Genomic DNA, 24,110 nt, shown 5'->3' on the forward strand with positions numbered 1-24,110 from the left:
CGGGGGAGGATCGGAAGATTATGCGGTCATCGCTGCCATCACCCGGTCGCGCAGTTCGACCGGGCAGATCAGCAGGTCGGGCATGTAGACATCCCGACAATTATACACGAGCGGCGAGCCATCGATCCGGCTGCAATGCAGGCCGTACGCCGCGGCGACCGCGACCGGGGCGGCCGAGTCCCACTCATATTGGCCGCCCGAGTGGAGGTAGATGTCCGCCTCGCCGCGGACCACCGCCATCGCCTTCGCACCCGCCGACCCCATCGGGATCAGCGTCGCACCCAAGACCTCGGCGACCTTCACCGCCTCGGGCGCCGGGCGCGTGCGGCTGACGACCATCCGCAGCGGATCGCCCGGTGGTGGCACCGGTGCGGGCCGGTCGGAGCGCAGGACCAGACCCAGCCCCGGCAATGCGACCGCGCCGACCGTCGCGACACCGTCGATCGCGAGCGCGACATGCACCGCCCAGTCGTCGCGCGCCTCGCCATATTCGCGCGTGCCGTCGACCGGGTCGACGATCCACACACGCGACATCTCGGTCCGCGTTCCGTCGCACCGGCGCTCCTCGGACAACAGGCCATCTTTCGGTCGCGCGTCCTGCAGCGCATGGACGAGGAACGCGTTGGCCGTCTCGTCACCGGCCTTGCCGAGCGCGCCGGGCGAGAACACGCCAGACCGTCGCACTTCGAGCAGCAGCCGCCCTGCCGTCTCCGCCAGATGCGCGGCGAGTTCGCCGTCCGTCATCGCGCTCATGGGATGAGCATCGCAACGATCGCGTCAGCCGCCTCGTCGGGGGTCATCCCCGTCGTATCGATCCGGATCTCCGGGTTCGCCGGCGCCTCATAGGGGGAGTCGATCCCGGTGAAGTTGGCGAGCTTGCCCGCGCGCGCCTTGGCATACAGCCCCTTAACGTCGCGCCGTTCGGCCTCCGCCAGCGGCGTGTCGATATGCACCTCGATGAACTCACCGGGTGCCATCATCTGCCGCACCATCTCGCGTTCCGCGCGGAACGGCGAGATGAACGCGGTGATCACGATCAGCCCCGCATCGGTCATCAGCTTGGCGACCTCGCCGACACGGCGGATATTCTCCACCCGGTCGGCATCGGTAAAGCCGAGATCGCGGTTGAGACCGTGGCGGACATTATCGCCGTCGAGCAGGAACGTGTGCCGGTTCATCCGGGCGAGCTTCATCTCGACCAGATTGGCGATCGTCGACTTGCCCGCGCCGGACAGACCGGTGAACCACAGCACCGCCGCCTTCTGGTTCTTGAGCCCCGCATGCGCCTCACGACCGATATCGGTCGCCTGCCAGTGCACGTTCTGCGCGCGCCGGAGCGAGAAATGCAGCATCCCCGCCGCGACCGTCGTGTTGGTGATCTTGTCGACGAGGATGAAGCCACCGAGTTGGCGGTTGTCGGCATAGGGCTCGAACACCAGCGGCCGGTCGGTCGAGATGTTGCCGACGCCGATCGCATTCAGTTCGAGCGTCTTGGCAGCAAGCCGCTCCATCGTGTTGACATTAATCTGGTATTTTGGCTGCTGGACGGTCGCCGTCACGGTCTGCGTCGCGAGCTTCAGCCAATAGGGGCGCCCCGGCAGCATGGCGTCATCGGCCATCCAGACGATCGTCGCCTCGAACTGATCGGCCGCCTCGGGCGGCGACTCCGCGGCGACGATCACGTCGCCGCGTGAACAGTCGATCTCGTCCGCCAGCGTCACCGTCACCGATTGCCCCGCCACCGCGCGCGGCAGGTCGCCACCGAACGCGACGACGCGCGCGATCGTCGACGTCCGGCCGCCGGGCAGGATGCGCACCGCATCGCCGGGCGCGATGGACCCGCTCGCGACGAGCCCCGAGAATCCGCGGAAGTCGAGATTGGGGCGGTTCACCCACTGGACGGGCATTCGGAACGCGCCCGCCTGATCCTCGCTGACGTCGAGCGTCACCGTGTCGAGATGGTCGATCAACGTCGGCCCGTCATACCAGGGCGTCTGCGCGCTCGACGCCGTGATGTTGTCGCCCTTGAACCCCGAGATCGGCATCGGCGTGAACGCCGCGATCCCGATCGACTCCGCAAACGCCGCATAGTCCGCGACGATCCGGTCGTAGGTCGCCTGGTCGTAGCCGACGAGGTCCATCTTGTTCACCGCGAGCACTAGGTGTCGGATGCCGATCAGGTGCGCGAGATAGCTGTGCCGCTTGGTCTGCGTCAGGATGCCCTTGCGCGCATCGACCAGGATCACCGCGAGATCCGCGGTCGACGCGCCGGTGATCATGTTGCGCGTATACTGCTCATGCCCGGGCGTATCGGCGACGATGAACTTGCGCTTCTCGGTCGAGAAATAGCGGTACGCGACGTCGATCGTGATGCCCTGTTCGCGCTCGGCGGCAAGCCCGTCGACCAGCAGCGCGAAGTCGATCTCGCCGCCTTGCGTGCCGAGCTTCTTCGAATCGCTCTCCAGCGCGGCGAGCTGATCCTCGAAGATCATCTTAGAATCGTACAGCAACCGCCCGATAAGCGTCGACTTTCCGTCGTCCACCGATCCACAGGTGATGAACCGCAACAGGCTCTTGTGTTGATGCTGGAGCAGATAGGCGTCGATATCCTCAGCGATGATATCCTGCACTTGGTAGGCAGATTCCTGCGTGCGCGTAGCCATCAGAAATAGCCCTCCTGCTTCTTCTTCTCCATGCTGGCCGAACCCGCATCGCGGTCGATCGCTCTGCCCTGGCGTTCGCTGGTGGTGGTCAGCAGCATCTCCTGAATCACCGACGACAAGCTCGCCGCCGCGCTCTCGACCGCGCCCGTCAGCGGGTAGCAGCCGAGCGTGCGGAAGCGGATCGAGCGTTCGACCGGCACTTCGCCCGGCTCGAGCCTGAAGCGATCGTCGTCGACCATCAGCAGCATCCCGTCGCGTTCGACGGTCGGGCGCGGCGCCGCGAAATAGAGCGGGACGATCGGAATGTCCTCGAGCTGGATATATTGCCAGACGTCGAGTTCGGTCCAGTTCGAGATCGGGAAGACGCGGATGCTCTCGCCCTTCGCCTTGCGCGCGTTGTAGAGGTTCCAGAGTTCGGGACGCTGCTGCTTCGGGTCCCAGCGGTGATGTGCCGCGCGGAACGAGAAGACGCGCTCCTTCGCACGGCTCTTCTCCTCGTCGCGGCGCGCACCGCCGAACGCCGCATCGAAGCCGTGCAGATCGAGCGCCTGCTTCAGCCCCTCGGTCTTCCACATATCGGTGTGCAGCGCGCCGTGGTCGAACGGGTTGATCCCGCGCGCCTCGGCCTCGGGGTTCTTGTAGACGAGCAGCTCCATGCCGCTCTCCGCCGCCATCCGGTCACGCAGGTCGTACATCGCCTTGAACTTCCACGTCGTGTCGACGTGGAGCAGCGGGAATGGCGGCGGCGACGGGTAGAAGGCCTTCCGCGCGAGATGCAGCATCACCGCGGAATCCTTGCCGACGCTGTACAGCATCACCGGGCGCTCGCACTCGGAGACCACCTCGCGCAGGATATGGATGCTCTCCGCCTCGAGCCGCTGGAGATGCGTGAGCGACACGGGCGGGGTTTGTGAGGAATTCGTCATCCCCTCGAACGTAGGGGGTCGGGGCGGCGCGTACAGCATCGTATTTCTCGCCCGCCCCCAAGATCGGGCATCACCCCCCTGCCGGATCCATCATCAGCGGGGCGTGTCGATCGACCAGCGTCGTGCTGGCGGCATTGAGGCCGATCACCTCGACCTCGCGGCCGTGGCGGCGCAGCTTGGCGACAACGTCCTGCAATGCCGCCACCGCGGTGACGTCCCAGAGATGCGCGGCGGTCAGGTCGATCCGGACGGCGCGCGCGGTCTCGCGCAGGTCGAACCGGTCGGCGAAGATATCGGCGCTGGCAAAGAAGATCTGGCCGCTTACCCGGTAGATACGCGTGTCACTTGCCACGTCGTGATCGATCTCGACATCCATCAGCCGCGTGACCTTCCACGCGAAGAACACGCCGCTGAGCAGGACGCCGACACCGACGCCGAGCGACAGATCGTGCGTCGCGACGGTGACGACGACGGTGGCGACCATCACCACGCTCGACATCTTCGGATGCCGCGCGAGATCGCGCAGCGAGCCCCAGGAGAAGGTGCTGATCGACACCATGATCATGATCGCGACCAAAGCCGCGACGGGCACCTGCGCGACCCACGGCCGCAGCGGGACCATGACGACGAGCAGGAACACGCCCGCGACCATCGTCGAGATCCGCCCGGTGCCGCCATAGCGGACGTTGCCGACCGTCTGGCCGATCATCCCGCACCCGGCGATCCCGCCGAACGCGCCCGCCGCGATGTTGGCGAGGCCGAGCCCGGTGCATTCGCGCGCCTTCGAACTGGTCGTTTCGGTCAGTTCGTCGACCACGCTCGCGGTCATCATCGACTCGAGCAGCCCTACCGCCGCCATTGCGAAGGCATAGGGCGCGACGATCCGCAGCGTGTCCCACGACAGCGGGACGTCGGGCAAGCCGAACGACGGCAGCGAGTCCGGCAGGCGGCCGAGATCGCCGACCGTCTTGAGCGGCATCGGGAACCACATCGCGATCGCGGTCAGCACGACGATGCAGATCAGCGGCGACGGGATCGCGCTGGAGATGCGCGGCACGAGGTAGATGATCGCGAGGCCCCCGGCGATCATCGCATAGGCCTGCCAGCTGACGCCGACCATCTGCGGCACCTGCGCCGAGAAGATCAGGATCGCGAGCGCGTTGACGAAGCCGGCATGGACCGACTTCGAGACGAACCGCATCAGCACGTCGAGCTTGGCGAGCCCGAACGCGATCTGGAACGCGCCCGCGAGCATCGTCGCGACGAGCAGATATTGCAGCCCGTGCGCGTGGACGAGCGCGGCGGCGACGAGCGCGACGGAGCCTGCCGCGCCGGAGATCATGGCCGGGCGTCCGCCGGCAAAGGCGATGACGATGCCGATCACGAACGAGGCGAACAGGCCGACTTCGGGATCGATTCCGGCGACGAAGGAGAAGGCGATGACTTCGGGGATCAGCGCGAACGTGCCGACCATGCCGGCGAGAACGTCACGGCGCGCGAGCATCGGGCCGCTGAACCATTCGGCCCGGTAACGAGAAAGTGATGTCATATGTGTATCCGCAAAGGACGCGAGAACCGCGGCGAATGCGCGGGCGGTTCATTTCAAAGGCGTCGGTGCGTTGTCCGGCGGATCGGCGGCCGGAATAGCCACCCGGAATTGCACCGGGTCCAAGCGAGTGCGTACCTATTAGCTTCATTGGTGCTGCATTGCAACATTACCAGCCGCTTATTCCTGTCGGCCGTCATCCTGACGACAGTCAGAACCCAGGGTTACAGGACGCGTCGTTGTCGGCTCGGGATACTGACTTTCGTCAGGATGACAGGAGGAGGGTACGGCTCAAGTGAACAGGTCCACAGCCTCGGCCCCCTCGCCCACCACCTGCGATAGCCACGTATGATCATCGTAGGGGAACCCTCGTCCCACGCCTCCGTCATCCTGACGAAAGCAGGACCCAGGGTTACAGGACGCGCCACTCTTGGCTCTGTGTCCTGACGTTCGTCAGGATGACGGGAGGTGAGTACGGCTCAAGTGAACAAATCCACGACCTCGACCCCCTCGCCTACCGCCTGCAACAGCAATGTCCGGTGGCAATGACAGGGATCGCGTTCGTAGCAGAGCAACGCGCTCGGCTTCTCCGCCGCGAGCCCCAGCATGATCGCCGCCTGCGCCTGTGCCTCGGGGAGTTCGAGTTGCTCGTCGTACACCGCGGTCAGCGTCGCGACGTCGCCCTTCTTCGCCGCATCGCGCCCGCGCTTCGGCGTGCCCAACGCATTCAGATGCGTGTAATCGATCCCCGCCTCACGCAGAGACGCCGCGAGCGAGGTCTTCGAGAACCCCGGCCGGCGCGACAGGGGGAGCGCGCGGACGTCGATCACGCGCTCCACCCCGGCCCGCGTCAGCGCCGAGAGAAAGTCCGTCATCGTGGTGGCTTCATAGCCGATCGTGAAGATCTTCATCGGGACGAAGTGGGATTGCCCCGCCGACGCGACAACCGCCAACACGACAGGCACTGACACGACAGGCGTCCCGCGCTATCTGACCGGAATGACCCACGATATCCATGTTATCGGCGGCGGCCTCGCCGGTTCCGAAGCCGCCTGGCAGCTCGCCGAGGCCGGCCTCAAGGTGCGCCTCTCCGAAATGCGCGGCAGCGGCGAAGCCACGCCCGCGCACCAGACTGACGGCCTCGCCGAACTCGTCTGCTCGAACAGCTTCCGCTCGGACGATGCCGAGAGCAACGCGGTCGGCCTGCTCCACCAGGAACTGCGCACGCTCGGCTCGCTGATCATGCGCCAGGCGGATATCCACCGCGTCCCCGCGGGCTCCGCGCTCGCGGTCGACCGCGACAATTTCTCGAACAGCGTGACCGAGGCGATCGACCAGCACCCGAACATCACTTTGGTCCGCGAACGCATCGACGCGCTCCCGGATGGGCCGACGATCATCGCCACCGGCCCGCTCACCGCCAAGTCGCTCGCCGCCGGGATCGGCGCGGAGACCGGCCGCGAGGCGCTGGCCTTCTTCGACGCGCTCGCGCCGATCGTCCACCGCGACTCGATCGACATGGACACGGCGTGGTTCGCGTCGCGCTGGGACAAGGGTGAGGGCAAGGATTACATCAACTGCCCGATGGACAAGGACCAGTATCTCGCCTTCCACCAGGGCCTCGTCGATGGCGAGAAGACGCCGTTCAAGGATTGGGAGAAGGACACGCCCTATTTCGACGGCTGCATGCCGATCGAGGTGATGGCGGAGCGCGGCGTCGACACGCTGCGCTATGGTCCGATGAAGCCCGTGGGCCTCGACAACCCCAAGACCGGGCGCTGGCCGCATGCCGTCGTCCAGCTGAGGCAGGACAATGCGCAAGGGACTCTTTGGAACATCGTCGGCTTCCAGACCAAGCTCAAGCATGCCGATCAGGTGCGGCTGTTCCGTACCATCCCCGGCCTCGAGAATGCCGAGTTCGCACGGCTGGGCGGGCTGCACCGCAACACGTTCATCCGCTCGCCCGAACTCCTCGACGAGACGCTGCGGCTGAAATCGCGCCCGAACATCCGCTTCGCCGGGCAGATCACCGGCTGCGAGGGCTATATCGAGAGCTGCGGGATCGGCATGCTGGCCGGGTTGTTCGCCGCGGCCGAACTGACCGGCAAGACGCTGACGCCGCCACCCTATGCGACCGCGCTCGGCGCGTTGCTCGGCCACATCACCGGCGGTGCGGAGGCCGAGACCTATCAGCCGATGAACGTCAATTTCGGACTGTTCCCGCCGATCCCCGGCCGGACCAAGAAGACCGACCGCAAGAAAATGTACACCGATCGCGGTCGCGCAGCGCTCGCACAGTGGCTCAACCCTCCTCAGCAACAGCCTGAGCCGGCGGACATTTCGCCCGAGATGGCCCCTTCCGCTTAACCGAGGTCGTGGCAAATTCCGGGGCGGTCATCGCCCCGGATCTGTCGCGGTCCGCCTCGGCGAACTTGGTCGTCGCCTTTACCGCCCATTCGTCGAACGACAGCGTCCCGTCATTATTGACGTCGAGGCGGGCATAGGCCTTCCGCCGCTGGACGAGATATTCGTCGCGCGTGATCTTGGCATCGCGATCCTTGTCGTAGCGATCGAAACGCTTCTGCTCGCGCGTCTTCTCGGTCGCTTCGGGTGCTGCATCGGGCAGTGGGTCCCTGGCGACCGCTGCCTCGCCGACCTGCGAAACCGGCTGTGCGGGCAGCAGCGTTCCCGGCCGCGCGGTCCCGCTGAACATCATGAACCCCGCGACGATCACTGCGATCACCGCGATCGCGCCCGCCAGATATCGCCACATCATTGCCGCCCCCGCCTGCCAAGCGCATACGCTAAGCCTGCGACGCGACGATCCCCATCCGATTGGTCAGTATCCGGTCAATCTATGCCAGGCGAGGCGTCCGACCCGCTTGGGGCTGCCCGGTGGCGGCGATGAGGCCGAGACATCGAACCGCGCGGTCAGTGCCATCGCCCCGAGCACCCGTGCCTGTTTCGGCCAGCGTCCCCCCGACATACGGTCGAACAGTCTGGCGGCTGCGTCGCGCGCTACTGTGCGAGCGATCGGATTACTAAGGCGCGACGACAGATCCGCGAGTGCCCATATTCGTCCTGCCGCTTCTATTCGTGGATCGTCCACCGACAATAATCGGCCGGCTGCGACGAAAAGCCGCCCCCCCCTAGCAACCGCGAACCGATCGATCGCGGCTTCGTCGAGCACGGGTTCGAGCAATATCTCCCAACCGTCGGTCATCGCCGCGAGATCGGCACCAGAAACACCGGCCGAGATGACATCGGCATAGAGCGCCCGCAAGATCGGTTCCGGCGGCGGCGGTGCCTCGTCAAGTTTGCGGAGTGCCTCATACCACCAGGTCAACCGCATCTGCCCGACGATCGGCTCACGCGTCGATCGCACGATCGCGCCAAGCGTATCGTCGAGCGCGAACAGCGCCGTGAGCGCTGGCCTCTGCGTCGCCGCGGCGTAGGTGAGAGCCAAAGCCCATTCGGGATTGGCGGGTGAAGGAGACGGGATTTTAATCATGTGGGTCCAATCGGATTTATCGCGTCGTGCCGCAGAAGGCCACGGGATTGAACAGGATCGATTTCATGCGGGTGACAGCAGTGATCGGACGAGGCGCGCGGTCGGTGATCGGTCGGCTTGCACGCGACGAACGCGGCAACGTGCTGATCATTTCCGCCGTCGCGATCATCCCGATGCTTGCCATGATCGGCGGCGCGATCGATGCCAGCCGGCTGTACATGGCCCGCACCCGGCTCCAGCAGGCCTGCGATGCAGGCGCGCTGGCGGGCCGCAAGGCGATGGCGGACCAGAACGTGTTGACGACCGCGGAGAAGAACGTTGCCAAGAGTTTCTTCCGGTTCAACTTCCCGACATCGACCTATGGCGCGAGCGACATCGTCTCGAATTTCGTGCGCGGGCCGAGTATAGGAACGGTTGCCGGCACGGCATCGATCGTCATGCCGACCACGATAATGCAATTCTTTGGTTACGGCACGGTCCCGATGGCCGTGACATGCGAATCCACGCTGTCGATCCCCAATACCGACGTGATGTTCGTCCTCGACGTGACCGGTTCGATGCTCGACATCCCCACTGGCGATACGCAGAGCAAGATCGACGGACTGAAACAGGCCGTGAAGGATTTCTACGCTGCCTTGGGGCCGGGTACCAGCGACGGGGCCGGCCGCGTTCGCTACGGCTTCATGCCGTATTCCAGCAACGTCAATGTCGGCAAGATCGTCTACGCGCTGAACCCCGCCTATATCGCTGGCGGAACGGGCGTCGAAAATGTCGAATATCGGACGCGCAAGGCCAATACCGTCGACATTCACATCCCCACCTACGGAACGGAATCGGGGCCGACAGGCGTGTCGCCAACGTCGAACACGTCGCCGTGGAGCTATTGGGCCGACACCGGCGGCACCGTCGCGGGAACAAGCCAGACGAACTGCGATACCAAGCCGTTGCCAAGCGGTGGCAGCGTCGCGAGCCCGACGGTCACGACACCGGGAGCGCGGGGGACCGCCAGCTATCCAAACACGTCTGTCTCCACGCCATACTCGTCCCAGCAGCAGACCGTGCAGACCCAATATCGATATGATTACCGCGAGACGGGCATCCTGTGGAACCGGAACCGGTTCTGCCAGCTGCAGTCGCAAACGCGGACGACGACCACGACGTCGACCTGGACCACCAATACGCCCGTCACCTGGAGGACGGAGAAGCAGTTCGCTTCCTGGAACTACGGCCAATGGCCGATCGACGTCTCAACGGTCGTACAGAAAGGCGCGGCAACCAATCCCACCTATTGGACGGGATTGGTCGGCAGCACCGCGCCGAACTTCAACGACCCGGGTTCCGTACCGACACCGCTGACGATCACTTGGGACGGATGCATCGAAGAGGCGAATACGCTCAACACGATCACGGCGACCGCGTCGCTGACCGCGCCCTCGGGCGCCTATGACCTCGATCCCGACCTTATACCCGACAGCGCCGAAAAACGCTGGAAGCCGTTCCTGCCCGCAATCCAGTTCCGGTCCGATAACCGCGACTGGCTGGGTCGGCAGTCGGGCTGGATCTCGAATGGCTTCGCCGTGTGCCCGCGCGAGGCCAGTGCGCTCGACAGATATGCGTCCGATTATATTGCGCTGACCAAAAGCTCGGTCCGATTCAATGCCTATGTCGATTCGCTGAGTGCGGTTGGCGGCACCTATCATGACATTGGCATGATCTGGGGTGCGCGCTTCCTGTCTCCCGACGGTATCTTCCGCGCGACGAACAGCGACGCCGTGGCGCCAGGCGGCTTCCAGGTGTCCAGGCATATCGTCTTCATGACCGACGGCACGCTCGATATCCGGCCGTACGCCAACGATCCGTGGGGCATCAACGACCTTCAGGCCAAGATCGCGCCGGCGAGCACGAACGAAACGGACCTGGAGGCGATCCACCGGCGAAGGACGAGCATCATCTGCAATGCCATGAAGGGGAAGGGCTTTACCATCTGGGTGGTCGGGTTCGGGTTATCGACGATGCCGACCGAACTGCAGGACTGCGCGACCGATAGCGCCCATTGGGCGCTGGCAAGCGACTCCGCGACGCTGCGGACCGAGTTTCAGAAGATCGCGCAGACGATCGGCGGGCTGCGGCTCTCGCAGTGATAGGCGTCGCCCCTCCCCGCCCGATCCGCACGCTCCTCCGCGCCCGCGAAGGCGCGACGGTCGTCGAATTCGCGCTGATCCTTCTCCCGTTCATGACGCTGATCATGGGGTCGCTCGATCTGGGCTATCAGGTATATCTGCGCGCCTTGACCACCGGGGCGGTAGAACGCGCTGCCAGGCGGGCCACCGTGGGCGGCCTGACCAGTGCGCAGATCACGGATGCCATTACGGAGGAAGTGCGTACGATCCTGCCGTCACCGGAACGAACCGACCCCGACGCCGTCAAGGTGTTCAAGACGAACTATTATAATTTCTCCAGCGTCGGCGGCGGCGAACGGATCACGGGCGATACTGCTCCGGTTGGGACCTATAACTCGACCGACTGTTACGAGGATCGAAACAATAACGGGCGTTACGATGCGACCGCTGGCGGCGCGGACGGATTGGGGGCGGCGGACGATATCGTCTATTATAACGTGACCGTAACGATCACCCGGCTGTTTCCGGTCGTCGCGCTGTTCGGCGCGTCTCCGACGATGACGATCGGGACCAAGACCCTGATCCGCAACCAGCCTTATGGGCAACAAACGGTACTAATCCGATGCTCCTGACGTCGCGCCCGGGCCGTAAGGTAGCAGATAGGCTCAAACGTTTCCGTCGAGACCGTTCGGGCGTGGCGCTAATCGAGTTCTGCCTGGCATTGCCCGTCCTGCTGACGCTTACGCTGACGGGAATCGAGACGGCTAATCTTGCGATCGCCGTGCTCCGGGTCAATCAATTGGCGATGATGGCATCTGACAATGCCGGCCGCGTGCGCAGCTCGATCGACGAGCAGGACGTCAACGAAATCATGGCCGGTATCCGGTTTGCCGGCAGTGGGATCGGGTTCGGCGCGAATGGGCGGGTGATCATCTCGAGCCTGGAAGGCAACGGCCAGCCGTCACCCAGAACCGGTAACAAAATCACATGGCAGCGTTGCTTCGGCGCCAAGAACGTCACGTCGAGCTACGGTGTGCAAGGTGCCGGGAGCAACGATGCGTCGCTGGCTGCGGGCATGGGACCGGCCGCGCAAAAAATAGCCCCCGTGCCGAACAGTGCCCTGATCTTCGCAGAGATCAGGTACACCTATCGTCCCGTGGTCGTGTCGGCCTTCATGGCCAATCAGGAATTATCGGCTATCCAGGCCTTTACCGTCCGCGACCGCGCGCAACAGACGTTGACGAACACCACAAACCTTCCGGCCAGTGCCCAGCGCCTGTGCGACACGGCTCATCTTTCGGCGACCTAGCGGTAGGTCACCTTCTTCACCCCGGCGATCACCTTGTCGACATTCACCAGCATCAGCTTTTCGAGGTTCGCGGCGTACGGCATCGGCACGTCTTCGTTGGCGACGCGCAGCACCGGTGCGTCGAGGTCGTCGAAGCCGTGTTCCATCACCACCGACACGATCTCCGACGCGATCGAGCAGGTCGCCCAATTCTCTTCGACGATGATCATGCGGTTGGTCTTGGCGAGGCTCTTCAGCACCGTGTCGGTGTCGAGCGGACGCAGCGTGCGCAGATCGATGACCTCCGCGTCGATGCCCTCTTCGGCGAGCTTCTCGGCGGCTTCGAGCGAAATGCCGACGCCGATCGAGTAGCTGACGATCGTGACGTCCTTGCCCTCGCGGACGATCCGCGCCTTGCCGATCGGCAGGACGTGGTTGTCGAGCTTGGGGACGTCGAAGCTGCGGCCGTACATCAGCTCGTTCTCGAGGAACACGACTGGGTCCTCCGTACGGATCGCCGCCTTGAGCAGGCCCTTGGCATCCGCCGCGTCATAGGGCGCGATTACGATCAGGCCGGGGACACTTGCATACCACGCCGCGAAGTTGTGCGAATGCTGCGCACCGACGCGCGACGCGGCGCCGTTGGGACCGCGGAACACGATCGGGCAGCGCATCTGGCCACCCGACATGTAGTTGGTCTTGGCCGCCGAGTTGATGATGTGGTCGATCGCCTGCAACGCGAAGTTGAAGGTCATGAACTCGACGATCGGACGAAGCCCGCCCATCGCCGCGCCCGCACCGATGCCGGCAAAGCCATATTCGGTGATCGGCGTGTCGATGACGCGACGCTCGCCGAACTCGTCGAGCAGCCCCTGCGTGACCTTGTACGCGCCCTGATACTGCGCGACTTCCTCGCCCATCACGAAGACGCGGTCGTCCTCGCGCATTTCCTCCGCCATCGCGTCGCGCAGCGCCTCGCGGACGGTCGTCTTGACCATCTCGGTGCCCTCGGGGATCGCGGGATCGGAGATGCCGACCTTCTCCGCTGATGCGACGAGCTGCTGCGTGCCGCTCTCGGCCTTGGCGGGGGAAGACCCTTCCGGAACCGGCGGTGCCTTGTCGTCCGACGGCGTTTCCTTCGGCGCGGCGTTGGCCGCATCACCCGAGCGTGCCTCGGTCGGCTTGGCGTCGCTTGCGCTCTCGCCGTCCTCGAGGATCGTCGCGATGACGGTGCCGACCTTCACGTTGTCGGTACCCTCAGGCACGGCGATCGAACCGATCGTACCTTCGTCGATCGCCTCGAACTCCATCGTCGCCTTGTCGGTCTCGATCTCGGCGAGGATGTCGCCCGACTTGACGCTATCGCCTTCCTTGACCAGCCACTTGGCCAGCGTGCCCTCTTCCATCGTCGGGGAGAGCGCGGGCATCTTGATCTCGATCGCCATCAGTACTTCTCCACCAGAACGTCGGTGTAGAGCTCGGCAGCATCCGGCTCCGGGGTCTGCTCGGCGAAATCGGCGGCTTCGTTCACGATTTTCCTGATTTCCTGTTCAAGGGACTTGAGGTCCGCCTCGGTCACGCCCTGCGCGTCGAGCAGCTTCTTCATGTGATCGATCGGATCGGACTTGTCGCGGACCGCCTGGACCTCGTCGCGCGTCCGGTACTTGGCCGGATCGGACATCGAGTGGCCACGATAGCGGTAGGTCTTCATCTCGAGGATGACCGGCCCCTTGCCCGCGCGGACCCAGGCCAGCGCTTCCTCGGCAGCACCGCGGCAGGCGAGCACGTCCATGCCGTCGACCTGGATGCCGGGAATGCGGAAGCTCTCGCCGCGGCGATACAGCTGGTCCTCGGCCGAGGCGCGATTGACGCTCGTGCCCATGGCGTACTGGTTGTTCTCGATCACGAAGATGATCGGGAGCTTCCACAGCTCGGCCATGTTGAAGCTCTCGTACACCTGGCCCTGGTTCGCGGCGCCGTCGCCGAAATAGGCCATGCAGATGCCGCCGTCGTTCGAATATTTGTGCTTGAACGCGAGGCCGGTACCGAGCGACACCTGCGCACCGACGATGCCGTGGCCGCCATAGAATTTATGCTCGGTCGAGAACATGTGCATCGACCCGCCCTTGCCCTTCGAGATCCCCGAATTGCGCCCGGTCAGCTCGGCCATGATCACCTTCGGGTCGATCCCATAGGCGAGCATGTGGCCGTGATCGCGGTAGCCGGTGATGACCGAATCGGTCTCGCCGTTGAGCGCGGACTGCAGGCCCACGGCGACGGCTTCCTGGCCGATGTAGAGGTGGCAGAAGCCGCCGATCAGGCCCAAGCCATAGAGCTGGCCGGCTTTTTCCTCGAAACGGCGGATCAGCAGCATCTGCCGGTACATCTCGAGCAGTTCGTCCTTCGACGCCTCGTACGGTTTCGGTTCGGCCGGCCGTTCACGGTTGGTGATCGGCGGTTCGGCGATGGCGCGTACTGGTGGGGGGGTCTTGGCCACGATGTGGGAAACCTCGTTTTCCGTAGGGGAGTTGAGGCAGCCTATAGGCGCGGACAGGGCCGAACATCAATTCCCGTCTGGGGTATGTCGGTTTGACGGGTGCGGGATGGGGTCGAGGCGTGCTGTGCGAGCCCTTTCCCATAAGCAAACCACCCCGGCGAAGGCCGGGGCCCAAGTTGCGAGGTCGCAGTAACGATCCGCATCGCTCAATTGGCGACGTCCCCCAATCGGGCCCCGGCCTTCGCCGGGGTGGTGGGCCGGGGATGGTGTTCCCCGCTTCCTTGTTTTCCCGCGAAGGTGAGAGCCCGGTTTGTGTCCCCGCCTTTGCGAGGACACAGGCCTGGTTCGACGCAGCCACTATCCCCACCCCAAGCAAAGCTCCGGTTGCCCTCCCCGTTCGCCGCAGCCTAAAGCCTCAACGGATGGCTCCCACGACAGACCCGCACCAGCATCCCTTACGGATCGCCAATTTCCGTGCCTATTGGCTCTCCCGCTTCACGGGCACGATCGCGGTCAGCGCGATGTCGATCGTGATCGGATGGCAGGTCTACAACATCGCGCGCGAGACGATGGACATCCGCCAGGCGGCGTTCATGCTCGGCATGATCGGGTTCGCGCAGTTCGTGCCGCTGTTCCTGCTGACCCCGATCACCGGGCTGGTCGCGGACAGTTTCGACCGGCGCTGGATCGTGCGGGGCACGACCACGCTCCTGGTGCTTACCGCGGCGACGCTGTGGTTGCTGACCTGGACCGGCCACCTCACGCTCGGCGTGCTCTTCATCGCTGCGGTTGCTTTCGGGGTCGCCCGCGCCTTTTCCGGGCCCGCCTATTCAGCCCTCGCCCCCAACCTCGTCCCCCGCGCCGTCCTGCCAACCGCGATCGCAATCAGTTCGATCGCGTGGCAGGTCGGCACGATCGCGGGGCCCAGCGTTGGCGGTCTCCTGTACGCGATCCACCCCGAGGTCGCCTACGGGGTCGCCACGATCCTCTTCCTCGTCGCGCTCGTCTTCATGTTCCTGATCGGCCCGGTACCGCAGCCCGCCGCGCAGACCGATCATCGCCCGCTCGCCCGGATCATCGAGGGCTTCACCTATGTCCGCCGCAACCGGCTCGTCCTCGCGACGATCACGCTGGATCTCTTCGCGGTGCTGCTCGCGGGTGCGACCTCGCTGCTCCCGGTCTACTCGCGCGACATCCTCCATGTCGGCTCGCAGGGCCTCGGCGTCCTTGCCGCGGGTATGGGAATCGGCGCGGCGGTGACGGCAATCTGGTTCTCGGTTCGGCCGATGAGCACCAATGTCGGCGTGAAGATGCTGATCGCAGTCGTCGTCTTCGGCCTCGCGATCCTCACCTTCGGCGTCGCGACCCCGATCGTCAATCTGCTCGGCCTGACACCCGGCAACATCGCCGGGCTTCCTATTCACCCCGCGTTCGTCCTCAGCCTGGTCGCGTTGATCGTCGCCGGTGGGGCGGACATGATCTCGGTCTATGTCCGCCAGTCGCTGATCCAGCTCCACACCCCCGACGCGATGCGCGGTCGCGTCAGCGCAGTGTCGCAGCTCACCATCTCCGCCTCGAACGAGCTCGGCGAATTCGAGAGCGGCGTGATGGCGTCGCTGCTCGGTCCGGTCGGTGCGGTGGTATTCGGCGGCGTCGGTGCTATCGCCGTCACGATCGGCTGGGCGCGGCTGTTCCCGGAACTCGGACGGGCGCGAACCTTTGATCCCCCCGAGATGTTAGAGACCGAACCCCAGCACGGAGAAGCCAAGCCATGAAGGCCAACTCGATCCTCGACACGATCGGCAACACCCCGCACGTCCGCCTGACGAAGCTGTTCCCAGACTCCGAAGTCTGGGTGAAGTCCGAGCGGTCGAACCCCGGCGGTTCGATCAAGGACCGCATCGCGCTCGCGATGATCGAGGCGGCGGAAAAGGACGGCCACCTCAAGCCCGGCGGCACGATCATCGAGCCGACCAGCGGCAACACGGGTATCGGCCTGGCGCTCGTCGCCGCGGTGAAGGGCTACAAGATCGTCCTCGTCATGCCAGAGAGCATGTCGATCGAGCGCCGCCGGCTGATGCTGGCGTATGGCGCGACGTTCGACCTGACCCCGCGCGAAAAGGGCATGAAGGGCGCGATCGAGCGTGCGAAGGAACTCGTCGAGCAGACGTCCGGATCCTGGATGCCGCAGCAGTTCGAAAACCCTGCGAACATCGCCGTGCATGTCGCGACAACGGCACAGGAAATTCTCGCAGACTTCCGTGACACGCCGATCGACGTGATCATCACGGGTGTCGGCACCGGTGGCCATATCACCGGCGTCGCCGAGGCACTGAAGGCGGAATGGCCGTCGCTCAAGGTCTATGCGGTCGAGCCCGCCGCCTCCCCGGTCATTGCTGGCGGCCAGCCCGGCCCGCACCCGATCCAGGGCATCGGCGCAGGCTTCATCCCGGTGAACCTGCACACCCAGGCGCTCGACGGCGTCATCGAGGTCGACGCCGCGGTGGCCAAGGACATGGCGCGTCGTTCGGCCACCGAAGAGGGCATGCTGGTCGGCATCAGTTCGGGCGCGACGCTCGCCGCGATCCTCCAGAAGCTGCCCGACCTGCCCGACGACGTCCGCGTCCTGGGCTTCAACTACGACACCGGCGAGCGTTATCTGTCGGTGCCGGACTTCCTGCCAGAACAGTGAAGCACCACTCCTCCGCCGCGTCCCATGGGCGCGGCACCACGATCCTCAACGGCGTTCTCGCCGGCATCGCTGGCTGCGCGATCCTCGGGCCGGCGCTGGTCGTCGCCAACGCGCCGATCATAGAGCCGGCTCCGAAGGTCGCTGCCCCCCGGCAACGGGTCGTGCCGAAAGCCGAACTTCCCCCGGTCGAGCCGGTCGCATTCGTCGATCTGGCGCCGCAGGACGCCCGAGCGTTCAACGCGACCGTGCCGTTCTCGACCGAGCCGAACCCGGCGGCCCGCCCGTTCACGTTCGAAGGTCCGGCGGACGATCTTGCACGTGCCACCGACTGCCTGGCCGCCGCGGTCCTGTACGAAGCGGGCGACGATGCGGTCGGCGAAAAGGCAGTCGCGCAAGTCATCCTCAACCGCCTGCACCACCCCGCTTTTCCAAAGACGGTCTGCGGCGTGGTGTTCGAGGGTTCGGAGCGCACCACCGGCTGCCAGTTCACCTTTGCCTGTGATGGCGCGCTCATCCGGCGCCCGTCCGAGCCCGGCTGGATCCGCGCCCGCGAAATCGCCGCCGCCGCATTGTCGGGCTCGGTCTACAAACCGGTCGGCTATGCGACCCATTACCATACCGACTGGGTCGTGCCGTATTGGCAGTCGAGCCTCGACAAGGTCGCCGCGGTCCACACGCACCTGTTCTTTCGCTGGACCGGCTGGTGGGGCACGCCGCCCGCGTTCAACCGTCACGTCCTCAGCGGCGAACCGGTGATCGCAAAGCTTGCCGGCTTATCCGACGCGCATGGTCTGGCCACGGCGGTTGCAGCGGCAGACGAGGCCAATGCCACGCTGGCCGCGATGTCGCTCAACACCCGCGGGCTCGCACCGCTCCCGACCGATCCGAACAGCTTCCTGACGACGATCGATCCGCGCCAGCCACCCGAGAGCTTTCAGGCGCTCGCGTTGAAGGCGTGCGGCGACCGTCCTCGCTGCAAGGTGATGGGCTGGAGCGAGCCCGGCGCGATGGGCTTCGCGCTACCGCTCAACGACGAACAGATCGCCGCGCTGTCGTTCAGCTATCGTCGCGACCGCGACGCAAAACTAGAAAAGACGTTGTGGAACTGTGCAGAGTTTCCCCGCAAAATCCCGGCGCAATGCATGAAACGGCAGGTTATGCGCGCCACGCCAGTGGCCGCGCCGGTAGTCGCGGTGCCGGAACAGCCGGTGGCGGGGCCGATCCCCGAATTGAACGGCGTGCGGCGAAAGCAGGATGCCGCGACGCGAGCCACGCCTGCGACAGCACCGGTAGCAATCATCCCGAAATCGTAGATCCGACGTTCTCCCCGTCCTGACCGGCAGGGGAGAAGGACGTCTGCGGCGGATCACCTCGGCAATCCGCCCCCGATCACGCGGCCATGAACATCTCGGGCGGCAGCGCCATCAGCGATTCCGCACCACCCTCGATCTTTCGACGCAGCGCGCCCGCATCCGGCAGGATCCGCTCGGCGTAGAAACGTGCGGTCACCAGCTTGGCGTCGAGGAACGCGGCCTCGCCCTCGCCCGCCGCCTTCAGCGTGGTCGCAGCGACCGCCATCCGCAGCCACATCACGCCGACCGCGACGATGCCCATCAGGTGCATGTAGCTGACCGCGCCCGCGCCGACATTCTCGGGGTTCTTCATGCCGTTCGCCATGAACCACATCGTCGCCGCCTGAAGCTGGCCGTTCGCCTTCTCCAGCGCCTCGGCGAACGCCGCCGTTGCCGGATCGGCCTTTGCCGCCGCGACGTCGTCCGCGACCAGCTTGAAGAACGCCTGGATCCCGCGTCCGCCATTCTGCGCCAGCTTGCGGCCGACCAGGTCCATGGCCTGCACGCCGTTGGTGCCTTCGTAGATCATCGCGATCCGCGCATCGCGGACATATTGCTCCATGCCCCATTCGGCGATGTAGCCATGGCCGCCATAGACCTGCTGCGCGTTGGTCGCGATCGCGTAGCCCATGTCGGTGCCATAGCCCTTGATGACCGGGGTCAGCAGGCTGATGATGTCGCCCGCCGTCTGGCGCTCGTCCTCGGTCTCGGCGCTATGCTCGAGATCGGCCTGCAGCGCGGTCCACAGGATCAGCGCGCGCAGGCCCTCGGTCAGCGACTTGCCCTCCATCAGCATGCGGCGGATGTCGGGATGCACGAACAGCGTGTCCGCCTTCTCCTGCGGCTCCTTGGCGCCGGTCAGCGCGCGGCCCTGGCGACGGTCGTGCGCGTACTGGACCGCGTTCTGATAGGCGACCTCGGCCACGCCGAGGCCCTGGAGCCCGACGCCGAGCCGCGCCGCGTTCATCATGATGAACATCGCCGCGAGACCCTTCATTTCCTCGCCGACGAGCCAGCCGGTCGCCGAATCATAGTTCATCACGCAGGTCGAGTTTGCGTGGATGCCCATCTTGTGCTCGATCGAGCCGCAGGTGACGCCGTTGCGCGCGCCGAGCGAGCCGTCCTCGTTCACCAACATTTTGGGCACGACGAACAGCGAAATGCCCTTCGAGCTGTCCGGCGCGCCGGGGGTCTTCGCCAGCACGAGGTGGATGATGTTCTCGGTCAGGTCGTGCTCGCCGCTCGAGATGAAGATCTTCGTACCGGTGATCGCGTACGACCCATCCGCCTGCGGCTCGGCCTTCGTGCGGATCAGCCCCAGATCGGTGCCGCACTGCGGCTCGGTCAGGTTCATCGTGCCGCCCCATTCGCCCGACACCATCTTGGGCACGTACATCGCCTTCTGCGCGTCCGACCCCTTGGCGACGAGCGCGGCGATCGCCCCGTGCGTCAGGCCGGGATACATCGCGAACGCCATGTTCGACGAGATCATGTATTCTTGGAACGCGGTCGACACGACATGCGGCATGCCCTGCCCGCCATATTCCGGCTGGTTGCCGAGCGTGGCCCAGCCGCTCTCGACATATTGCTTATACGCTTCCTTGAAGCCGTCGGGCGTCGTCACCGAACCGTCCTCGTGGCGCGTGCAGCCCTGCTGGTCGCCCGACAGGTTCAGCGGGAACAGCACTTCGGCGACGAACTTGCCGCCCTCTTCCAGCACCGCATCGACGACGTCGGGCGAGGCTCCATCGAAGCCGGGCAGATTGGAATAGCGTGGCAGGCCGACGACATGCTCGAGGACGAAACGCGTGTCACGGACGGGGGGCGTATACTGGGGCATGGTTTATCCTTGGTTGTCCTGGGCGCGGCTCACTTCGAGAAGGGCCACGAAACTGGTGAGTTCGTCGATGGCGAGATCGATGTCGCGCTTCTGCGCGGTCAACAGCGCGATCCGGGCCTGGCTGCGCTCGATCACGACCTGGCGCTGCGCACGGCGGCCGTCGCCGAGATCGTAGAGATCAATCATCTCGCGGATCTCGCCGAGGCTGAACCCGACCCGCTTGCCGCGCAGGATCCAGGCGAGCCGCGCGCGATCGCGATGCGAATAGATGCGCTGCGTGCCACGACGCTCGGGGCCGATCAGCCCCTCATCCTCGTAGAACCGCAACGCGCGCGCGGTCACGTCGAACTCGGCCGACAGGTCGGAAATCGTGAAGCTCTCACGGTCGTGCCGCGGCTCGATCACCGCGTAGGATTCAGGAGAGACCCGGGAGTGAGGAGATGCTCGTGTCGCCATCCCCGAATACGTAACTCTCGTTTACGTCAACGTCAATTGCCGCAAAGCAACTTTCCGCCCGATGACCGTAGCGTCGCGGCCTCCGATCGCGATTCGCTCAGCCGTTCGACGGTGACCGCCGCCAGCGAGGCGCGCCCGGTGCACAGCGACTCGCACGCCTCGGGCACGTCGGCGGGAAACACCATCCGATCGCCGTCGAACCGCGCGTCGAAGGTGCAGGCGCCAAAGGCGAGCCTGAGCACGGCGCCCGACCGCTCCACGGTCCCCGACGCCGCGCAGGCCTGATCCTCGCCATACTCGACGCTGACGCCGATCCGGCTCGTCCTGCCGGTACCGACGACACACACGCGGTCGGTATCGCGCGACCAGGATCCCTGCAGAGGCGCGTCCGGATCGGGCACGATCCCCGCCGTCTGCGCCGCCGCCTCGAGCCGCGCACCCGGACTGTCCGCGACCGCGTTCGACGGCTCCGTTCCGCAACCGCCCAGCGCGAGGGCGAGCAGCAGCGCACGCCTCATTCGGCGGGCACCAGCCTGTCGCCCTCGATCCGCCGGAAGAAGCAGGTGCGCTCGCCGGTGTGGCAGGCCGGACCCGCCGCATCCGCGATCACCCATACCGCGTCCTGGTCGCAATCGATCCGCAGTTCGGCGACGCGCAGCACGTTCCCCGATGTCTCGCCCTTCTTCCACAGCGTTTCGCGGCTCCGCGACCAGAAATGCGCCTCGCCGGTCGCCTGCGTCTGCGCCAGTGCGTCGGCGTTCATATGCGCGACCATCAGCACGTCGCCCGATACGCGATCGGTGACGACCGCGGTCAAAAGCCCGGCGGAATCGAATTTGGGATCGAGCGTGAGGCCCGTGTCGCGGCTGTGTGTCATGCCACGGATATACCCGAAACCGGCGCCGATGCGACCGTCCCGCGCGAAACGATCCGCGCAAGCTTATTACAAACAGGCGACAAACGCGGGAAGCGCTCGTATAGGGCAGCCTCCGCACGACGTGAGATCCGGCATGCTGACGACAAACCCTTATGACGACGACAAACTTCGCGAAGAGTGCGGGGTGTTTGGCGTCTCGGCCACCGAGGGCGCGGCTGCGCTCGTCGCGCTCGGCCTGCACGCTTTGCAACATCGTGGGCAGGAAGCTGCCGGGATAACCACCTTCGACGGTGCCAATTTCCACACGCACCGCGCGATGGGGCATGTCGCGGGCAATTTCGACCGCGACGACGTGATCCGCGCGCTCCCTGGCACCGTCGCCTGCGGCCATGTCCGCTATTCGACGACCGGCGAGACCGCGCTGCGCAACGTCCAGCCGCTCTATGCCGAGCTGTCGACCGGCGGCTTCGCGATCGCGCATAACGGCAATATTTCCAACGCGATGCGGCTGCGGCGCGAGCTCGTCCGCCGCGGCTCGATCTTCCAGTCGACCAGCGATACCGAGACGATCATCCATCTCGTCGCGACGTCGAACTATCGCACGCTGCTTGATCGCTTCATCGATGCGCTCAAGCAGATCGAGGGTGCGTATTCGCTGATCGTGATGACGCCGGAAGGCATGATCGCCTGCCGCGATCCGCTCGGCATCCGCCCGCTCGTCATGGGAAAGCTCGGCGACGCGGTGATCTTCGCGTCCGAGACAGTCGCGCTCGACGTCGTCGGCGCCACCTTCGTCCGTGCGATCGAGCCGGGCGAGTTGGTCATCGTCCAGGGCGCGGAGATCCGTTCGATCCGCCCGTTCGCGCCGATGGCGGCGCGGCCCTGCATCTTCGAATGGGTGTATTTCTCGCGGCCCGATTCGATCGTCGGCGATCACTCGATCTATTCGGTGCGGAAGGCGATCGGCGCGCAGCTCGCGATCGAATCACCGGTCGAGGCCGATCTGGTCATTCCGGTTCCCGATTCGGGCACGCCTGCCGCGATCGGTTATGCGCAGCAATCGGGCATCCCGTTCGAGCTCGGCATCATCCGCTCGCATTATGTCGGCCGCACCTTCATCTCGCCCGGCGACAAGGTCCGCCATCTCGGCGTGAAGCTCAAGCACAACGCCAACCGCGCGCTCATCAAGGGCAAGCGCGTCATCCTCGTCGACGACTCGATCGTCCGCGGCACGACCTCGCTCAAGATCGTCGAGATGATGCGCGAGGCGGGGGCCGCCGAAGTCCATATGCGGATCGCCAGCCCGCCGACGCGGCACTCGTGCTTCTACGGCGTCGACACGCCCGAGCGCGAGAAGCTGCTCGCGGCCAAGCTCGATCTTGGCGGGATGACCGGCTTCATCCATGCCGACAGCCTCAACTTCATCTCGATCGACGGCCTCTACAAGGCGCTGGGCGAGGCGAAGCGCGCGGATGTCCGCCCGAAATATTGTGATGCGTGCTTCACCGGCGACTATCCGACCACGCTGACCGATCATGACGAGGGCGCCGAAGTCGATCAGTTCGCGATGCTCGCCGAACGCGTCATCTGATACCCGCGGAGTGATAATGACTGACAAGCCTCTCGAAGGCCGGCTGGCGCTGGTCACCGGTGCCAGCCGCGGCATCGGTGCCGCCACTGCGATCGCTTTGGCGGCCAAGGGCGCGCATGTCGTCCTGACCGCGCGGACGCCCGGCGGTCTCGAAGAGGTCGAGGCCACGATCCACGCGGCCGGCGGCTCGGCGACCATTGCTCCGCTCGATCTGGCGGAAAGCGAAGCGATCGCCCGGCTGGCGACCGCGATCGGCGATAGATGGGATGCGCTCGACATCCTCGTGCTCAATGCGGGCATGCTCGGCTCGCTGTCCTCGGTCCCGGCGATCGATCCCAAGGAAATGGCGCAGGTCCTGACGCTTAACGTCAGCGCGCAGGCCGCACTGATCGCGGCGTTCGATTCGATGCTGAAAAAGGCCAAGTCGGCCAGGGTCATCGGCGTAACGTCCAGCGTAGGCCGGAAGCCACGCGCATACTGGGGCCTCTACGGCGCATCGAAAGCCGCGTTCGAGACCCTGCTAGGCGCCTATGGCGACGAGATGGCCGAGATCAGTGCGATCCGCACCGCGATCGTCGACCCAGGCGCGACAAGGACGAAGATGCGCGCCCGCGCCTATCCGGGCGAGGATCCCAACTCAGTCAAGGAACCGACCGTCGTTGCAGACCGGATCGTAGCGCTGGCAATCGAGGGCTTCGAGCCCGGCCACTTCGAGCGGGTGAACTAACCGTTCTCCTGCGAAAGCAGGAGC

At 65.3% G+C, this 24,110-nt stretch carries 22 protein-coding genes and 1 other annotated feature; of the genes, 9 read left to right on the forward strand and 13 right to left on the reverse strand.

Annotation, left to right across the window (positions count from 1 at the left end):
* Positions 1-18: 18 nt before the first annotated feature.
* From ASE88_RS03480 to ASE88_RS03500, 5 genes are all read right to left on the reverse strand, one after another.
* Positions 19-744, reverse strand: a complete 726-nt coding sequence (locus ASE88_RS03480) for a 3'(2'),5'-bisphosphate nucleotidase CysQ (RefSeq protein WP_414893419.1) — start codon at positions 742-744, stop codon at positions 19-21.
* A gap of 5 nt (positions 745-749) precedes the next feature.
* Positions 750-2,663: a sulfate adenylyltransferase subunit CysN gene (gene cysN / locus ASE88_RS03485; protein ID WP_056475435.1), complete on the reverse strand. Its 1,914-nt coding sequence runs from the start codon at positions 2,661-2,663 to the stop codon at positions 750-752.
* Positions 2,663-3,589, reverse strand: a complete 927-nt coding sequence (cysD, locus tag ASE88_RS03490) for a sulfate adenylyltransferase subunit CysD (protein ID WP_056475438.1) — start codon at positions 3,587-3,589, stop codon at positions 2,663-2,665. The genes cysN and cysD overlap by 1 nt, the downstream gene beginning before the upstream one ends.
* 70 nt (positions 3,590-3,659) lie before the next feature.
* Positions 3,660-5,138, reverse strand: a complete 1,479-nt coding sequence (locus tag ASE88_RS03495; RefSeq protein ID WP_056475440.1) for a SulP family inorganic anion transporter — start codon at positions 5,136-5,138, stop codon at positions 3,660-3,662.
* 68 nt (positions 5,139-5,206) lie between these two features.
* Positions 5,207-5,262 (reverse strand) — a sequence feature (sul1 is cis-regulatory element that is thought to sense ions involved in sulfur or methionine metabolism; They are found in Alphaproteobacteria).
* A gap of 352 nt (positions 5,263-5,614) precedes the next feature.
* Positions 5,615-6,046, reverse strand: a complete 432-nt coding sequence (locus ASE88_RS03500; protein ID WP_056475443.1) for a DUF488 family protein — start codon at positions 6,044-6,046, stop codon at positions 5,615-5,617.
* An 88-nt stretch (positions 6,047-6,134) separates the two neighbouring features.
* Between ASE88_RS03500 and trmFO the strand changes: the two genes are divergently transcribed.
* Positions 6,135-7,502, forward strand: coding sequence for a methylenetetrahydrofolate--tRNA-(uracil(54)-C(5))-methyltransferase (FADH(2)-oxidizing) TrmFO (trmFO, locus tag ASE88_RS03505; RefSeq protein WP_056475446.1), 1,368 nt, complete (start codon positions 6,135-6,137; stop codon positions 7,500-7,502).
* Here the strand turns inward: trmFO and ASE88_RS03510 are convergent.
* Positions 7,438-7,908 carry an EF-hand domain-containing protein gene (locus tag ASE88_RS03510; RefSeq protein ID WP_056476346.1) on the reverse strand — a complete coding sequence of 157 codons (471 nt, stop codon included), beginning with the start codon at positions 7,906-7,908 and terminating at the stop codon, positions 7,438-7,440. The two genes, trmFO and ASE88_RS03510, sit on opposite strands and share 65 nt — an antisense overlap.
* A 66-nt stretch (positions 7,909-7,974) precedes the next feature.
* Entirely contained in the window at positions 7,975-8,646 is a 672-nt protein-coding gene (locus tag ASE88_RS03515) for a squalene/phytoene synthase family protein (protein WP_056475448.1), read from the reverse strand.
* 65 nt (positions 8,647-8,711) lie between these two features.
* Between ASE88_RS03515 and ASE88_RS03520 the strand changes: the two genes are divergently transcribed.
* The 3 genes from ASE88_RS03520 to ASE88_RS03530 all read left to right on the forward strand — a co-directional run bounded on the left by ASE88_RS03520 (position 8,712) and on the right by ASE88_RS03530 (position 12,075).
* A complete protein-coding gene (locus ASE88_RS03520; RefSeq protein WP_156356890.1) occupies positions 8,712-10,787 on the forward strand; it encodes a TadE/TadG family type IV pilus assembly protein in 2,076 nt (691 codons plus the stop codon).
* Positions 10,784-11,398, forward strand: coding sequence for a TadE/TadG family type IV pilus assembly protein (locus ASE88_RS03525; protein ID WP_235527799.1), 615 nt, complete (start codon positions 10,784-10,786; stop codon positions 11,396-11,398). Before ASE88_RS03520 ends, ASE88_RS03525 begins: the two co-directional genes overlap by 4 nt.
* 62 nt (positions 11,399-11,460) lie before the next feature.
* A complete protein-coding gene (locus ASE88_RS03530) occupies positions 11,461-12,075 on the forward strand; it encodes a hypothetical protein (protein WP_056475454.1) in 615 nt (204 codons plus the stop codon).
* On the opposite strand, the gene ASE88_RS03535 is transcribed toward ASE88_RS03530, so the two are convergent.
* On the reverse strand, positions 12,072-13,499 hold the full coding sequence (locus tag ASE88_RS03535; RefSeq protein WP_056475459.1) for a pyruvate dehydrogenase complex E1 component subunit beta: 1,428 nt from the start codon (positions 13,497-13,499) through the stop codon (positions 12,072-12,074). The genes ASE88_RS03530 and ASE88_RS03535 overlap by 4 nt on opposite strands.
* Complete coding sequence (gene pdhA, locus ASE88_RS03540; RefSeq protein WP_056475462.1) at positions 13,499-14,551, reverse strand: pyruvate dehydrogenase (acetyl-transferring) E1 component subunit alpha; 1,053 nt, start codon at positions 14,549-14,551, stop codon at positions 13,499-13,501. The genes ASE88_RS03535 and pdhA overlap by 1 nt, the downstream gene beginning before the upstream one ends.
* Before the next feature lie 422 nt (positions 14,552-14,973).
* On the opposite strand from pdhA, the gene ASE88_RS03545 reads away from it, so the two are divergent.
* Genes ASE88_RS03545 through ASE88_RS03555 form a run of 3 tightly spaced genes read left to right on the forward strand, consistent with a single transcriptional unit; the run spans position 14,974 to position 18,556 of the window.
* Positions 14,974-16,326: an MFS transporter gene (locus tag ASE88_RS03545; protein WP_055876105.1), complete on the forward strand. Its 1,353-nt coding sequence runs from the start codon at positions 14,974-14,976 to the stop codon at positions 16,324-16,326.
* Entirely contained in the window at positions 16,323-17,243 is a 921-nt protein-coding gene (gene cysK, locus ASE88_RS03550) for a cysteine synthase A (RefSeq protein ID WP_056475466.1), read from the forward strand. Before ASE88_RS03545 ends, cysK begins: the two co-directional genes overlap by 4 nt.
* Complete coding sequence (locus ASE88_RS03555; RefSeq protein WP_056475469.1) at positions 17,240-18,556, forward strand: cell wall hydrolase; 1,317 nt, start codon at positions 17,240-17,242, stop codon at positions 18,554-18,556. The genes cysK and ASE88_RS03555 overlap by 4 nt, the downstream gene beginning before the upstream one ends.
* A 76-nt stretch (positions 18,557-18,632) precedes the next feature.
* On the opposite strand, the gene ASE88_RS03560 is transcribed toward ASE88_RS03555, so the two are convergent.
* Genes ASE88_RS03560 through hisI form a run of 4 tightly spaced genes read right to left on the reverse strand, consistent with a single transcriptional unit; the run spans position 18,633 to position 21,768 of the window.
* Positions 18,633-20,435: an acyl-CoA dehydrogenase C-terminal domain-containing protein gene (locus tag ASE88_RS03560; protein ID WP_056475473.1), complete on the reverse strand. Its 1,803-nt coding sequence runs from the start codon at positions 20,433-20,435 to the stop codon at positions 18,633-18,635.
* Positions 20,436-20,438: 3 nt separating this feature from the next.
* Complete coding sequence (locus ASE88_RS03565) at positions 20,439-20,891, reverse strand: MerR family transcriptional regulator (protein WP_055876115.1); 453 nt, start codon at positions 20,889-20,891, stop codon at positions 20,439-20,441.
* 32 nt (positions 20,892-20,923) lie between these two features.
* The gene (locus tag ASE88_RS03570; protein WP_235525655.1) at positions 20,924-21,409 is read right to left on the reverse strand and encodes a hypothetical protein; all 486 of its coding nucleotides are present in this window, start codon (positions 21,407-21,409) and stop codon (positions 20,924-20,926) included.
* Positions 21,406-21,768, reverse strand: coding sequence for a phosphoribosyl-AMP cyclohydrolase (gene hisI, locus ASE88_RS03575; RefSeq protein WP_056475476.1), 363 nt, complete (start codon positions 21,766-21,768; stop codon positions 21,406-21,408). The genes ASE88_RS03570 and hisI overlap by 4 nt, the downstream gene beginning before the upstream one ends.
* A 133-nt stretch (positions 21,769-21,901) precedes the next feature.
* On the opposite strand from hisI, the gene purF reads away from it, so the two are divergent.
* Complete coding sequence (gene purF, locus ASE88_RS03580) at positions 21,902-23,359, forward strand: amidophosphoribosyltransferase (protein ID WP_055876120.1); 1,458 nt, start codon at positions 21,902-21,904, stop codon at positions 23,357-23,359.
* A gap of 16 nt (positions 23,360-23,375) precedes the next feature.
* A complete protein-coding gene (locus ASE88_RS03585; RefSeq protein WP_056475479.1) occupies positions 23,376-24,086 on the forward strand; it encodes an SDR family NAD(P)-dependent oxidoreductase in 711 nt (236 codons plus the stop codon).
* Positions 24,087-24,110: the final 24 nt, after the last annotated feature.

Origin of the sequence: Sphingomonas sp. Leaf38 (genome assembly GCF_001421825.1) — a bacterium.
Classification (GTDB): domain Bacteria; phylum Pseudomonadota; class Alphaproteobacteria; order Sphingomonadales; family Sphingomonadaceae; genus Sphingomonas.

Bases quoted from the DNA above. Each gene is read 5' to 3' on its own strand.
- ASE88_RS03480 (WP_414893419.1), bottom strand. From the start codon at position 744: ATGACGGACGGCGAACTCGCCGCGCATCTGGCGGAGACGGCAGGGCGG.
- cysN (WP_056475435.1), bottom strand. From the start codon at position 2,663: ATGGCTACGCGCACGCAGGAATCTGCCTACCAAGTGCAGGATATCATC.
- cysD (WP_056475438.1), bottom strand. From the start codon at position 3,589: ATGACGAATTCCTCACAAACCCCGCCCGTGTCGCTCACGCATCTCCAG.
- ASE88_RS03495 (WP_056475440.1), bottom strand. From the start codon at position 5,138: ATGACATCACTTTCTCGTTACCGGGCCGAATGGTTCAGCGGCCCGATG.
- ASE88_RS03500 (WP_056475443.1), bottom strand. From the start codon at position 6,046: ATGAAGATCTTCACGATCGGCTATGAAGCCACCACGATGACGGACTTT.
- trmFO (WP_056475446.1), top strand. From the start codon at position 6,135: ATGACCCACGATATCCATGTTATCGGCGGCGGCCTCGCCGGTTCCGAA.
- ASE88_RS03510 (WP_056476346.1), bottom strand. From the start codon at position 7,908: ATGTGGCGATATCTGGCGGGCGCGATCGCGGTGATCGCAGTGATCGTC.
- ASE88_RS03515 (WP_056475448.1), bottom strand. From the start codon at position 8,646: ATGATTAAAATCCCGTCTCCTTCACCCGCCAATCCCGAATGGGCTTTG.
- ASE88_RS03520 (WP_156356890.1), top strand. From the start codon at position 8,712: ATGCGGGTGACAGCAGTGATCGGACGAGGCGCGCGGTCGGTGATCGGT.
- ASE88_RS03535 (WP_056475459.1), bottom strand. From the start codon at position 13,499: ATGGCGATCGAGATCAAGATGCCCGCGCTCTCCCCGACGATGGAAGAG.
- ASE88_RS03545 (WP_055876105.1), top strand. From the start codon at position 14,974: ATGGCTCCCACGACAGACCCGCACCAGCATCCCTTACGGATCGCCAAT.
- cysK (WP_056475466.1), top strand. From the start codon at position 16,323: ATGAAGGCCAACTCGATCCTCGACACGATCGGCAACACCCCGCACGTC.
- ASE88_RS03560 (WP_056475473.1), bottom strand. From the start codon at position 20,435: ATGCCCCAGTATACGCCCCCCGTCCGTGACACGCGTTTCGTCCTCGAG.
- ASE88_RS03565 (WP_055876115.1), bottom strand. From the start codon at position 20,891: ATGGCGACACGAGCATCTCCTCACTCCCGGGTCTCTCCTGAATCCTAC.
- ASE88_RS03570 (WP_235525655.1), bottom strand. From the start codon at position 21,409: ATGAGGCGTGCGCTGCTGCTCGCCCTCGCGCTGGGCGGTTGCGGAACG.
- hisI (WP_056475476.1), bottom strand. From the start codon at position 21,768: ATGACACACAGCCGCGACACGGGCCTCACGCTCGATCCCAAATTCGAT.
- purF (WP_055876120.1), top strand. From the start codon at position 21,902: ATGCTGACGACAAACCCTTATGACGACGACAAACTTCGCGAAGAGTGC.
- ASE88_RS03585 (WP_056475479.1), top strand. From the start codon at position 23,376: ATGACTGACAAGCCTCTCGAAGGCCGGCTGGCGCTGGTCACCGGTGCC.